This is a genomic window from Streptosporangium lutulentum (genome assembly GCF_030811455.1).
GTDB lineage: Bacteria > Actinomycetota > Actinomycetes > Streptosporangiales > Streptosporangiaceae > Streptosporangium > Streptosporangium lutulentum.
In genome coordinates, this window is record NZ_JAUSQU010000001.1 from 5970584 (window position 1) to 5983325 (window position 12742).

Consider the following 12742-nt stretch of genomic DNA (forward strand, 5'->3'; position numbering starts at 1 on the left):
CGCATGGCTGCGCGTCCTTTGAATGAAATCGTGGAAGCCGGGTGGGCCACGGCCCTCGAACCCGTCGCTGCAAAAATCGCTGAGATGGGCGATTTCCTCCGCAAGGAGGTGGCGGAAGGCAGGCAGTACCTTCCGTCGGGAGACAACGTGCTCCGTGCCTTCCAACAGCCCTTCGACCAGGTCAAGGTGCTGGTCGTCGGCCAGGATCCCTATCCCACGCCGGGGCATCCGATCGGCCTGAGTTTCTCCGTGGCCGCGGATGTGCGCCCGATTCCGGGGAGTCTGCGCAACATCTACAAGGAGCTCACCGAGGACCTCGGCCTGCCGATGCCGAGCAATGGCGATCTGACCCCGTGGACCGAGCAGGGCGTGCTGCTGCTCAACAGGGTCCTCACCGTCATGCCGGGCAAGCCCGCCTCGCATCGGGGCAAGGGCTGGGAAGAGGTCACCGAGCAGGCCATGAAGGCCCTGGTCGCGCGCGACAAGCCGATGGTGGCGATCCTGTGGGGGCGCGACGCCCGCAACCTGCGCCCGATGCTCGGCGATGTCCCGGCCGTCGAGTCGGCCCACCCGAGCCCCCTGTCGGCCCGCAGCGGCTTCTTCGGATCCCGCCCGTTCAGCCGCGCCAACGACCTTCTCCAGCAGCAGGGCGCAACACCGGTGGAGTGGAAGCTCCCTTAGGCGATCGCACCCCACAAGGGCACTAGGATTTACACCATGAGTGATGAATCGGGCACTGAACGCTATCTACGTCTGACTGTCGAGCTTACCGTGGAGGTGCAGGACATCGCGGGCCTGCAGGCTGCCGCGCTCAAGGAGATCAACCACCCGGACGCCGATCTGGACGACGACGAGCGCAAGGAGCAGGCGGAGATGGTCTCCGCCGACGACACCGGAGCCACGGCGCTGCAGTGGCTGATCGAGCCTGACCACGTCCTGGGCCTGATCGAGCACGTTGAGCAGATCGAGCCCCGCGAGGCCGTGCTGGGCGTCGAGCCCTCCGACGGCCCCTCGGACGAGGATGAGGACGAGGAGCACGACCACGACCACGGCGCCGTCGGCCACAAGCACTGAAATCGCTTGTTGACCATGGAGTCGTCCTCGAAGCTCCAGAGCTGACCCCGCGGGCATCCGGCCCGTCAGCTCTGGTGCTTCCGGGGGTCTCCCTCAGCGGGTGAGGACGTCCTCGCGACGGGCGACGCAGGAGTCACGCCCGCGCCTCAGCTCTCCGCAGCGGGCGGCCAGGCCGTTCACCGTGGCTCCCACCCACTCGGCGACGTCGCCGACGGCCTCGCCGGTGCGGGCGATCCGCTGATGCTTGATCGCATCGGTGACGATGTTGTCGAAGAACATGTCGGCGAACCATCGGGTGTCCACCTCGGGAAGTTCCGGGTTGACGTGCACGCCGATGTCGACGAGCTCCCTGGCGAAGGCGTCCAGGAGCCGCTGGGCCTGCCAGGCCGCCTCGTCCGCGTCGCGCAGATGGCCGTGCTCCATCATGTCCGCGATGCCGCCACCGCCGGCGAGCATGTCCCAGGTGGAGGCGCCTCGCGCACCGCCGAGGCAGCGCAGGACCTGGCCGACCGCGTGGGCGGCGGCGACTCCGGCGCGGTGGGCCTCCTCGTGCTCCCGGAGGTCGGCGTCGGTGTCGGCGAGCTGCCTGCCGATCTCGGCCAGCTCGCGGCCCCGGGGGTCGTCCGACTCCACCAGCAGGCGTTCCTTGCGTTCGAGCAGTGCGGCGAACTCCTCGCGAGCCGGCCCGACCTCGGCCAGGGCCTCCTCCACGGCCGCCCGGTCGGCGTTCAGCCATTCGAGGCGCGTTCGCTGCCCGTGCAGGCGCTGCCGTACGGCCAGCGCCTGGGCCCGTTCCCTGGCGAGCTTCTCCTCCTTGGATCCGGTGAGCCCGGACAGGAACGCCGAGAAACCGCCCTCCAGCCGGGAGACGTCCCGCTCCTCCCTCGCGAGCTCGGCTTCGAGCTCGCCGAGGAGCCGCCCGACCTCGTCGAGCTGGACGTCCACCGCCTGACGCTGCCTGGTCAGTTGTTCCAGCCGTCGCACTCGCCCGCGGACGACGAATACGTCATCGTCGATGCTGTCAAAGGAGGTCACATCTTCTGCGACGTGCGACGGGAGTGAATTGTTCCGGCCGGGCGCCATCGGTCCTCACGCTCGTGTTCTCGTCCGAGCGGGCCCCGGCCGTTCGCCGGTCAGTCCATCGAGACCAGGGGCCGGGGGTAACCGGCGACGGCCACCGGCGACCGCCAGGGCTCGTGGATCGTCCTCGCCGGCATCGACCCCAGCTCGGGCACGTATCGCCGGACGTAGTCGCCGTCCGGGTCGAACCTCCTGGCCTGCCGGAGGTGGTTGACCGTCTGGTTGGGGCGGGTGTTGTTGCCCGTCCCCGCCATCCACTGCCAGTTGCCGTAGTTGTTGGCGACGTCGGCGTCGAGCAGCAGCTCGAAGAAATGGTCGGCCCCCACCCGCCAGTCGACGTGGAGCCGCCTGACCAGGAAGGACGACACGATCATGCGGGCCCGGTTGTGCATCCAGTTCTCGGCGAGCAGCTGCCGCATGCCCGCGTCCACGATCGGGACCCCGGTCATGCCCTCCTTCCACGCCTGCGCGGCGCCGGAGTCGGCGCGCCACTCGTGGCCCCGCGGGCGGTAGTCGTCCCGGTTGATGCGGGGGAAGGCCGCCGTCACCTGGTGGAAGAAGTCCCGCCAGCACAGCTGCCTGACGAAGTCGCCGCCCCCCGCGGCCCCCGTCTCCAGCTCCAGGGGCGACAGGCAGCCGAAGTGCAGGTACGGGCTCAGCCGGGAGGTGCGGTTTCCCGCGAGGTCGTCGTGACCGTCGGCGTAGTCCGCCACGCCATGCTTCAGCCACCGCCTCATGCGCTCTCTCGCCGCTGTCTCGCCGCCCTCGAACAGCGCCGACGGCCGGTGACCCGGCTCGGGCGGCGAGCCCGCGTCCAGCTCGGGAACGCTCACCGTGCCGGGAACCTTCGACAGCTCCCGGCGCGGATGGGCGCTCCAGGCCCGCCAGTAGGGCGTGAAGACGCGGTAGTGGTCACCGCCGCCCGAAGGTCTGAGCGCGTCGGGCGCGACGATCGTCACGCCGGGGAACCCGCGGAACTCCGTCCGGTTCCGGTCGCATTCGGCGGCCAGCCGCCGCTGCCTGCTCCGCGCGAGCGCGCTGACGTCCAGAGCGGTGTAGACGGCCCGGGCCGAGAGCATCCGTGCCAGCCGTACCGTCTCCGTGACCGTGTCGCCCCGGCGGATCACGAGTTCGCCGCCCAAGCCCCGAAGCGACCGGCGCAGGTCGGCGAGACACTCGGCCAGGAACCCCTCGCGGTGCCCCGTGGGAAGGGCCGGGTCCAGCACGAACAGCGGGACCACCTGGCGCGCGTTCTCACACGCGGCGGCGAGGGCCGGGTGGTCGTGCGTCCGGAGATCACGATTGAACAGGACGACGATGATGTCCATCACGACCTTCCCTTCGGGCGTCACGGCCTCAGCGGTTGCCTCTCACCAGGAGATGTTCCCGTTGGCGCGTTCCGCCGCCGTGGTTGCATCCGCCGGGGACCGCCGTTCGAAGGAACGTCCGGGGAGCGACCACCCGAATCGCCTGGCAGCCTGGTAGGGCGATCACAGGCATGAAACAGCCGAGAATGAGATGAGATGGACGAGCAGCGACAGGTCACCGCCGAGGAGGAAACGGGCTACGGCATCGGAGCCGTCGCACGGCGGCTCGGCGTGCCCGCTCCCACGCTGCGGACCTGGAACCTGCGCTACGGCATCGGCCCGAGTCGCCGCAGCCCGGGGGGACATCGCCGCTACGACCTGGGTGACCTGCGGCGTCTTGAGGAGATGAACCGGCTCATCCGGACGGGCGTACCCGCCGCCGACGCGGCGCGGGAGGTCCTGAGAAGCGGGGCCCCGCCGGCCGTCCCCCTCCAGGACCCCCATGGCGAACCCCCTTCCGCCGCGTCGGAACCGCGTTCCGAGATCCCCACGGTGGCGATGCTGACGCGAGCGGCGATCATGCTGGACAGCCGGCTCGTGTCCGACTGGATCGGCGTGGCACTGGCCAGGCGGGGGATCGTGTGGACGTGGGAGGAGCTGGTGCTCCCCGTTTTCGAGATGATCTGCAGGCGCCAGGCCGAGACCGGCGCGAGCATCGAGGTCGAGCACCTGTTCTCCGAGCGGGTGCTGGCATCCCTGAGCCGGCTGATCGAACGCCCCGCCCGGCCGGTCAACGTCCGGCCGGTGCTTCTCACCTGCTCCGAGGAGGAGCAGCACACCCTGCCGATCTACGCCCTGGCCGCCGCGCTGACCGTCGACCACCACGTGGAGACGCGGATGCTGGGCGCGCGGACCCCCCACGCGGCCCTGGCGGACGCGATGCGCCGCCTCGGGCCGTCCGCGGTCTTCGTCTGGTCCCAGGCGCCCGCGACCGGTGATCCGGCGCCGCTCGCGTCACTGCCCCTGCTCCGCCCGGCGAGCCACGTCATCGTCGGCGGCCCGGGATGGTGGGACGAGCTTCCTCCGCAGGTCACCCGCGTCACGTCGTTCCGCGACGCGCTCACCCGGATCGGCGCCGCGCTCCGCTGACCGTCCCGGCACGGCGCCGCGGCCCCGCTCCTCCCTGACCTATCAGGCCGTTTCGCCCCTCCTCACCGGCGGATCACCGTTCACGCTTCACCACGCGGGCCGTCATCGTTTCGCCATGTCCTCTCCCAGGGGTTGCGATCACGAAGGTGGATGAGTATGAATAAGTTTTGAGTAGGTTTTCTCGGCAAGAGGAGTTGCCATGACAGACACCCTGAACATCCGGCTCGCCGAGGGCGACGAGGCCGCGCTGGTCGAGTGCTTCCGCACGCATGGGTCACTGATCCGCTCCTACCTGCGGCGATTCGTCCCTCCGCAGGATGTCGAGGACCTGCAGCAGATCGTGTTCGCGGAGGTCTGGCGATGCCGGCACCGCTTCGACCCGGCCCGCAACCTCCCGGCGTGGCTGCTCGGCATCGCGCACAACCGGGCGGTCGACCAGTTGCGGATGCGGACGCCGCGGACGGTCCCGCTGGACGTGGTGGCCGATCCGGCCGGTGCGGACGGCCGCGCCCACGGTGACGGCATGGCCGACCGCGACCAGGTCCAGCGGGCGCTGGCCGAACTGCCCGCCCCGCAGCGCCAGGCGATCGAGCTGGCCTACTACGGCGAGCTGACGCAGCGGGAGATCTCCGAGAGGCTGAGCGTGCCGCTCGGCACCATCAAGGCGCGTACGGCCCGCGGCCTGCGCCGCCTGTCGAACATCATCACCCCGATCGCGGCCTGATCGGGACGAGCCGAACCGGGGTAGTGATCCGGACAGACGACGGGAGCGAGACGGGCAACACGATTGACATGGGTGAAGCGGGTGGCACGAGCGAAACCGGAGAGATGAGTGGTGTGAGCGGCATGAGCGGAACGAGTGACGTCACCGGGGCCGTCCGGCCCAGGGTCGCGGTGTCCAGCTGCCTGATGGGCGAGCTGGTGCGCTTCAACGGTGGCCACAGCCGCGACCGGTTCCTCAGCGGGGAGCTCGCCCCTCACGTCGACTGGGTGCACGTCTGCCCGGAGATGGAGATCGGCCTCGGCACCCCGCGCGAGACCCTCCGCCTCGAACGCTCCCCCGAAGGACCGCGCCTGGTGACCAGGAAGACCCGGGTGGACCTCACCGACCGGATGGCGGCCCTGTCCGCCGAGCGGGCGCGCACCCTCGACGTGGACGGCTACGTCTTCAAGTCCAAAAGCCCCAGCTGCGGGGTGCACGGCATCCCCGTCTACGAGGGAGACACGGCCGTGGACCGCAAGGGCCGGGGCGTGTTCGCGGCCAGGATCCTCGACGCCCACCCGCTGCTGCCGGTGGAGGACGAGGGGCGCCTGAACGACGCGCTGCTCCGCGAGACCTTCGTAGAACGGATCTTCGCGCACGCCCGGTTGCGGGCGCTGCTGGAGAGCGACTGGCGGGCGCGCGACCTGGTCTCCTTCCACTCGCGGCACAAGATGCAGATGCTGGCCCACGACCCCGTCGCCTACGGCGAGGCCGGCCGCGTCGTGGCCCAGGCGGGCGTGCGCCCCCGCGAGGAGCTGGCCGCCGACTACGCCCACGTGTTCGGTACGGCCTTCGCCACGAAGGCCACCATCGGCCGCAACGTCAACGTCCTGCAGCACTGCATGGGCATGATGAGCGACGCGCTCGACCCGGCCAGGCGGGCCGACCTGGCGGAGGTCATCGCCTCCTACCGGGCCGGCCGGGTCGCCCTCAGCGTGCCGGCGACCCTGCTCCGCCACCACGCGCGAGGCGAGGCCGCGGAGTACGTACGGGATCAGACCTACTTCTCCCCGTACCCGGAAGAACTCCGCCTACGGAACCACGTTCCCGCGTAAGTGGCCGGTCGGCCAGGGGACCTACCCGAGGACCACGTCCCCGCCTGAGCCGCCGGACCGCGTCTCCGGGAGAGCCGCCGGACCACGTTTCTCGCGAGCCGCCGGCCCAGCGGGCGGCATCCACCGGTGCGCGTCCCCGGCCCGCGCCCCCGGTGCGCGTCAGTTCGCCTTCAGGATCGCGAGGGAGCGGGCGGGCAGGGACAGCTCCTCCTCGTCCACCGTCGTCCTCGGGTCGGAGGCGAGCAGGATCTGGCCGGGCGTGAGCCGTACCGTGATCGGGATCGGACCGAGGTTGGCGGCGACGCGGAACGCCCCCCGGTGGACGACCAGCCAGGTCTCACCGTGATCGACCTGGACCCGGTCGAGCCTCGGGTCCGACAGGTCGGGGTGGGCGCGACGCAGCGCGATCAAGGCCCGGTACCAGTCGAGATGGGCCCGGTGGGCGTCATGGTCGAGCTCGCTCCAGTCGAGCTTGGACCGCAGGAAGGTCAGCTCCTCACCGGGGTCGGGGGCCTTTTCCGCCCAGTCGTCGTAACCGAACCCGACGAACTCCCGCCGCCGCCGGTCGGCCTCCCCCTCGCGGAGCTGCGGCTCGACGTGGTCGGTGAAGAACAGGAACGGCGTGCGCGCCCCCCATTCCTCCCCCATGAACAGCATGGGGGTGAACGGCGAGGTCAGCAGGAGCCCCGCGGCCAGCCTCAGCGCGTCGGGCGCGAGCCGGTCGCCCTCGGCCCGGTTGCCGATCTGGTCGTGGTTCTGCGCGCAGCAGACGAAGCGGTAGCCGGGCACGTGGCTCGCCGGCCGGCCGTGGGAGCGGTGGCGGAAGGTCGAGTAGGTCCCGTCGTGGAAGTATCCCCGGGTCAGCACCTTGGCCAGGGCCCCGGCGAAGTCGGCGTAGTAGCCGTGCCGCTCACCGCTCACCGCCACGTGCAGGGCGTGGTGGACGTCGTCGTTCCAGGAGGCGGCCAGGCCGTACCCGCCGGCCTCGCGCGGGGCCATCAGCCGGGGATCGTTGAGGTCGGACTCGGCGATGAGCGTCAGCGGCCTGCCCACGGCCGCCGACAGCGCCTCGACCTCGACGGCCAGTTCCTCCAGCAGGTGTACGGCCCGCTTGTCGTGCAGCGCGTGCACGGCGTCCAGCCGCAGGCCGTCGATGTGGTAGTCGCGCAGCCACTGCAGCGCGTTGCCGATGAAGTAGCCGCGCACCTCGTCGGAGCCGGGGCCGTCCAGGTTGACCGCCTGGCCCCAGAAGGAGGAGGCGGAGGAGTGGAAGTACGGGCCGAAGGGCGCCAGGAAGTTGCCGGACGGGCCGAGGTGGTTGTAGACGACGTCCAGGATCACGCCGAGCCCCTGCCGGTGGCAGGCGTCCACGAAGCGTTTGAGCCCGTCGGGGCCGCCGTAGTTCTCGGTGACGGCCCACAGGTCCACCCCGTCGTACCCCCAGTTGCGCTCCCCCGGCACCGGGGGCACCGGCATGATCTCGACGAAGTCGACGCCGAGCTCCGCCAGGTGCTCAAGCTTGCCGATGGCCGCCTCGAAGGTGCCCTCGGGGGTGAAGGTGCCGATGTGCAGCTCGTAGATGACCGCCCCGGCCAGGCCCCGCCCCCGCCAGAGGTCGTCGCTCCACTCGAACCGGTCGTGCTCGTAGACCCGGCTCGGCCCGAAGATCCCCTCCGGCTGCCATCGGGTGCGGGGATCCGGCAGTGCCTCACCGCCGTCCAGCCGGAAGCGGTAGTCGGTCCCGTGCCCGGCCCCGGGCACCTCCACCGACCACCAGCCCGCCGATCCCGCCGACATCGAGTAGCGGACCCCTTCGATCTCCACATCGACCGCCGTCGCGTGCGGAGCCCAGACCTCGAACATCGGCTAGTGCCTTTCCAGGAGTGCCACGGGATGAACGGACAGCAGATGCGCCAGGGGGATCCTGCCGGTATGCTCGGCCCCGGACAGCAGGTCCCGCCACCTTCCGTGCGGCAGCGTGAGCGTGTGGTTTCCCCAGCCTCCGCGCCGCTCCAGCCCGACCGGCAGCCGGGTGGCCACCGTCACGGCCCGGTCCCCGCGCGCGAAGGCGACGGCGTGCTCGTCGGCCTCCAGCGGGAGGTACGGCGCGGCCGGATCCAGCCGCCGGCGCAGGTTCAGCGCCCGGGTGGTGACCATCAGTTTGGCCTCGTCCCACGACAGATCGCCGGTCTTGCCCGCGTCCCGCGGCAGGCCGGCGGCCTTGGCCCCGTCCCACGACGGTCCGGGGGCGATTCCACCGGTGGCGACACCGCCGCCGGCACCGGCGAGCATCCGGCGGCGCAGGTCGAAGTCGACCGGGCGGCGGTTGTCCGGATCCACCAGGGAGAAGTCGGTGATCTCGTTGCCCCAGTACAGGTCGGGCACGCCCGGCAGCATGAGCTGGACGAGCTTCTGCCCCAGGGAGTTGGCCCGGGCGTACGGACTGATCCTGTCGGCGAACTCCGCGATCGACGCGCCGCACTCGCCGACGGCCCGGGTGACGAAGTCGCGGACACCCGCCTCGTAGGCGGGGTCGGGGGCCGCCCAGGAGATCGAGGTCTTCGCCTCGCGAGCCGCCTTGAACAGGTAGTCGAAGAACCTGTCCTGGCTGATCGGCCAGGCCGCCATCAGGTTCTGCCAGGCCAGATAGTCGAGCGCCGGGTCGAAGGAGACCTTCGAGGACCACTCCCCCACCGCCGCCGCCCACTCCTCGGGCAGTTCCGACAGCACGGCCAGCCTGGCCCGCACATCCTCGGAACGCTTGGTGTCGTGCGTGGACAGCGTGGTCATCGTGCCGGGCGACATCTCCATGCAGAACGTGTGGAAGTCGCCCACGGGCTCCCCGAACCGGTCCGGCTCCCCGCCCACCTCGTTCAGGCAGGCCAGCGGGTACCACCGGTAGAGCGCGGTGTCCTCCACCCCCTTGGCCATCACCGGCCCGCAGGTCTGCTGGAAGCGGGTGACCGCCTCCGCCGGGCCGTACAGCACCCTGTCCACGACCTCCGCGACCGGAGCGCCCTCGGGCAGCCGGTCGGCGGCGAGCCGCCCGGCCGTCTCGACGATCCTGGCCGAGACCTCGGGCACCGGCTCTCCCGGCACCGCGTAGGCCCGGTAGACGGGCATCGCGGCGATCAGCTCCACCAGCGCCCGGCGGTCGGAGCCGACGACGGCGTGCAGCCGGTCGATCTCCGAGGTGAAGAACAGGTCGAGGACCTCGGCCTTGGACTCCTGGACCACCGCGGCGTAGTCGGAGGACACGCCGGTGTGCGCCACGAACAGCTCCACCAGCCGTTCCTTGCTCGCCGGGTCCACGAACAGCCCGGTTATCCGGTTGAGCACCTCGTAGCCGGTCGTGCCGTCGCAGTCCCAGTCTTCCGGCAGCTGCTCCGACCCGATCAGGATCTTCTCCACCACGGTCCACACGCCCGAGGCTGCGCGGAGCCGGGACAGGTAGCCGCGCGGCTCCGCCAGCCCGTCGGGGTGGTCCACCCGGAGCCCCTGAACGATCCCCTCCCTGACCAGGGAGAGCACGACGGCGTGCGTGGCGTCGAAGACCTCCGGGTCCTCCACCCGCAGCCCGATCAGCGAGGACACGTCGAAGAACCGCCGGTAGCCGGGCCCCTCACGCCAGTCGACCAGCCGGTAGTGCGTGTCGGGCAGGGGGAACTCGTGATCGTGGTAGCGCAGCACGTCGCCGTCCGCCACCGGCTCGCCGACGTCCCCGAGGACCGGCATGTTCAGCCTGCCGTCCGCCCAGTCGATGTCGAACCAGGAGGCGTACGGCGAGGCCGGACCGTCCTTGAGGACCGACCAGAGCTGCGCGTTGCCCGACTCCGGCACCGGGACCGTCATGTGGTTGGGCACGATGTCCGCGACGATCCCGATCCCGTGCTCGGCCAGCGTCGCCGACAGCTCCCGCAGCCCCTTGATCCCGCCGAACTCCGCCCTGACCCTGGAGTGGTCGGTCACGTCGTAGCCGTGCCTGGACTCGGAATCGGCCTGCAGGAGCGGCGACAGGTAGACGTGGCTGACCCCCAGGTCCCGCAGGTAGGGGGCGAGCTCGGACACCTGCGCGAACCCGAAGTCGGGGGTCAGCTGGATCCGGTAGGTCGAGATCGGCGCCGGGCGGGCAGGCGCCCGCTCCTCGAAGGGCTCGGAGAAGAGCTCAGACACGACGCAACACCCTTACCGAACGGCCGACCACCGGCACGCTCTCTCCCGCCCTGCAGATCCGGGTGTCGACCGTGATCGGCATCGCCGTGTCGATCTCCATTAGCCACATCTCGCCGTAGTCCTTGGGAATCGTGAACGTGATGACATCGTGGTGCGCGTTGAACAGCAGCAGGAACGAGTCGTCGGTGATCTGCCGTCCCCGGCGGTCCGGCTCGGTGATCGCCTCACCGTTCAGGAAGACCGCCAGCGACTTGGCGTAACCCACGTTCCAGTCCGCGTCGGTCATCTTCTCCCCTCTCGGGGTGAACCATGCGATGTCGCTGAGGTTGTCCTCCGAACCGCGCACCGGACGGCCGTAGAAGAACCTGCGCCGCCGGAAGACGGGGTGGTCGGCGCGGAGCTTGGCCAGCCGCCGGGTGAACTCCAGCAGCAGCCAGTTCTCCCGGACGTCCGACCAGTCCACCCAGCTCAGCTCGTTGTCCTGGCAGTAGACGTTGTTGTTGCCCTGCTGCGTGCGGCCCAGCTCGTCGCCGTGGGAGATCATCGGCACGCCCTGGGACAGGAACAGCGTGGTCAGGAAGTTGCGCTTCTGCTGCTCGCGCAGTGACTCGACCGCCAGCGAGGCGGGTCCCTCGGCCCCGCAGTTCCATGACCGGTTGTCGTCGGTGCCGTCGCGGTTGTTCTCCCCGTTGGCCTCGTTGTGCTTGCCGTTGTAGGAGACGAGGTCCTGGAGGGTGAACCCGTCGTGACAGGTCACGAAGTTGATCGAGGCGGCCGGGCGGCGGCTGTCGTCCTGGTAGAGGTCGCTGGAGCCGGTCAGCCGGGAGGCGAACTCCGGCAGGGAGGCGGGCTCACCCCGCCACAGGTCGCGGATCGTGTCGCGGTACATGCCGTTCCACTCGGTCCACCGGGCGGGGAAGTTGCCCACCTGGTAGCCGCCGGGACCCACGTCCCACGGCTCGGCGATCAGCTTGACCTGCGACAGCACCGGATCCTGCTGGACCAGGTCGAAGAAGGCGCTCAACCGGTCCACCTCGTGCAGCTCCCGCGCCAGTGTCGCGGCCAGGTCGAACCTGAACCCGTCCACGTGCATCTCGATGACCCAGTAGCGGAGCGAATCCATGATCATCTGAAGCACGTGCGGGGAGCGCATGAACAGGCTGTTGCCGGTCCCCGTGGTGTCCATGTAGTAGCGCTTGTCGTTCTCGACCAGGCGGTAGTAGTCGGCGTTGTCGATCCCCCGCATGCTCAGCGTCGGACCGAGGTGGTTGCCCTCGGCGGTGTGGTTGTAGACCACGTCGAGGATGACCTCGATGTTCGCCTCGTGCAGCGCCTTCACCATGGCCTTGAACTCCAGCACCTGCCCGCCGCGCTGGCCGGTGCTCGAATAGGCGTTGTGCGGGGCGAAGAACCCGATGCTGTTGTAGCCCCAGTAGTTCGTCAGCTCCCGTTCGGCGAGGACGTGGTCGGTGACGAACTGGTGCACCGGCATGAGCTCGATCGCCGTCACCCCGAGCGAGGTGAGGTGATCGATGATCTCCGGATGGCCGATCGCCGCGTAGGTGCCTCGGATCCGTTCGGGAATCTTCGGATGGTTGATCGTCAGGCCCTTGACGTGCGCTTCGTAGATCACCGTGTTGTGGTACGGCGTGCTGGGCGGGCGGTCGTGCCCCCACCCGAAGAACGGGTTGATCACGATGGAGCGGGGCACGAACGGGGCCGAGTCGGCGTCGTTACGACTGTCCGGCTGGCCGAAGCGGTAGCCGTACACCGCCTCGTCCCACTTCACATCCCCCTCCACCGCCTTGGCGTAGGGGTCGAGCAGGAGCTTGCTGGGATTGCACCGCTGCCCGCGCGACGGGTCGTACGGGCCGTGCACGCGGTAGCCGTACCGCTGCCCGGGGCCGATGCCCGGCAGATACCCATGCCAGACGTAACCCTCACACTCGGTGAAGGTGACCCTGGTCTCCTGGTTGTCGTCGTCGAACAGACACAGCTCGACGCGTTCCGCGGCCTCGGTAAAGAGCGCGAAGTTGGTTCCCGCGCCGTCGTAGGTCGCCCCCAGAGGGTAGGGGTCACCCGGCCAGATCTCGATCATTGCACCGCCCTTCAGCGGTGGACAAATATGCCCCATGTTTTCC

General features: G+C 70.0%; 10 protein-coding genes. 5 read left to right on the forward strand and 5 right to left on the reverse strand.

The window, feature by feature from the left end; genetic code table 11:
* Nucleotides 1-3: 3 nt before the first annotated feature.
* Together J2853_RS26570 and J2853_RS26575 are read left to right on the forward strand one after the other, a co-directional pair.
* A complete protein-coding gene (locus J2853_RS26570; protein ID WP_307568830.1) occupies nucleotides 4-681 on the forward strand; it encodes a uracil-DNA glycosylase in 678 nt (225 codons plus the stop codon).
* Between the two features lie 36 nt (nucleotides 682-717).
* The gene (locus tag J2853_RS26575) at nucleotides 718-1074 is read left to right on the forward strand and encodes a hypothetical protein (protein ID WP_307562522.1); all 357 of its coding nucleotides are present in this window, start codon (nucleotides 718-720) and stop codon (nucleotides 1072-1074) included.
* A 93-nt stretch (nucleotides 1075-1167) separates the two neighbouring features.
* On the opposite strand, the gene J2853_RS26580 is transcribed toward J2853_RS26575, so the two are convergent.
* Both J2853_RS26580 and J2853_RS26585 read right to left on the reverse strand, forming a co-directional pair.
* On the reverse strand, nucleotides 1168-2109 hold the full coding sequence (locus tag J2853_RS26580; protein WP_307562524.1) for a hypothetical protein: 942 nt from the start codon (nucleotides 2107-2109) through the stop codon (nucleotides 1168-1170).
* A gap of 98 nt (nucleotides 2110-2207) precedes the next feature.
* On the reverse strand, nucleotides 2208-3482 hold the full coding sequence (locus J2853_RS26585; protein ID WP_307562526.1) for a cryptochrome/photolyase family protein: 1275 nt from the start codon (nucleotides 3480-3482) through the stop codon (nucleotides 2208-2210).
* Nucleotides 3483-3677: 195 nt separating this feature from the next.
* On the opposite strand from J2853_RS26585, the gene J2853_RS26590 reads away from it, so the two are divergent.
* The 3 genes from J2853_RS26590 to J2853_RS26600 all read left to right on the forward strand — a co-directional run bounded on the left by J2853_RS26590 (nucleotide 3678) and on the right by J2853_RS26600 (nucleotide 6428).
* Complete coding sequence (locus tag J2853_RS26590) at nucleotides 3678-4610, forward strand: MerR family transcriptional regulator (protein ID WP_307562527.1); 933 nt, start codon at nucleotides 3678-3680, stop codon at nucleotides 4608-4610.
* 199 nt (nucleotides 4611-4809) lie between these two features.
* Nucleotides 4810-5334, forward strand: coding sequence for an RNA polymerase sigma factor (locus tag J2853_RS26595; RefSeq protein ID WP_307562530.1), 525 nt, complete (start codon nucleotides 4810-4812; stop codon nucleotides 5332-5334).
* A gap of 122 nt (nucleotides 5335-5456) precedes the next feature.
* Complete coding sequence (locus J2853_RS26600; protein WP_307562532.1) at nucleotides 5457-6428, forward strand: YbgA family protein; 972 nt, start codon at nucleotides 5457-5459, stop codon at nucleotides 6426-6428.
* Between the two features lie 159 nt (nucleotides 6429-6587).
* Here J2853_RS26600 and treZ read toward each other — a convergent pair whose 3' ends face one another.
* The 3 genes from treZ to glgX are packed head-to-tail and all read right to left on the reverse strand — an operon-like array spanning nucleotide 6588 to nucleotide 12699.
* Nucleotides 6588-8291 carry a malto-oligosyltrehalose trehalohydrolase gene (gene treZ / locus J2853_RS26605; RefSeq protein ID WP_307562534.1) on the reverse strand — a complete coding sequence of 568 codons (1704 nt, stop codon included), beginning with the start codon at nucleotides 8289-8291 and terminating at the stop codon, nucleotides 6588-6590.
* Between the two features lie 3 nt (nucleotides 8292-8294).
* A complete protein-coding gene (gene treY / locus J2853_RS26610; protein WP_307562536.1) occupies nucleotides 8295-10601 on the reverse strand; it encodes a malto-oligosyltrehalose synthase in 2307 nt (768 codons plus the stop codon).
* On the reverse strand, nucleotides 10594-12699 hold the full coding sequence (gene glgX / locus J2853_RS26615) for a glycogen debranching protein GlgX (RefSeq protein WP_307562538.1): 2106 nt from the start codon (nucleotides 12697-12699) through the stop codon (nucleotides 10594-10596). Before glgX ends, treY begins: the two co-directional genes overlap by 8 nt.
* Nucleotides 12700-12742: the final 43 nt, after the last annotated feature.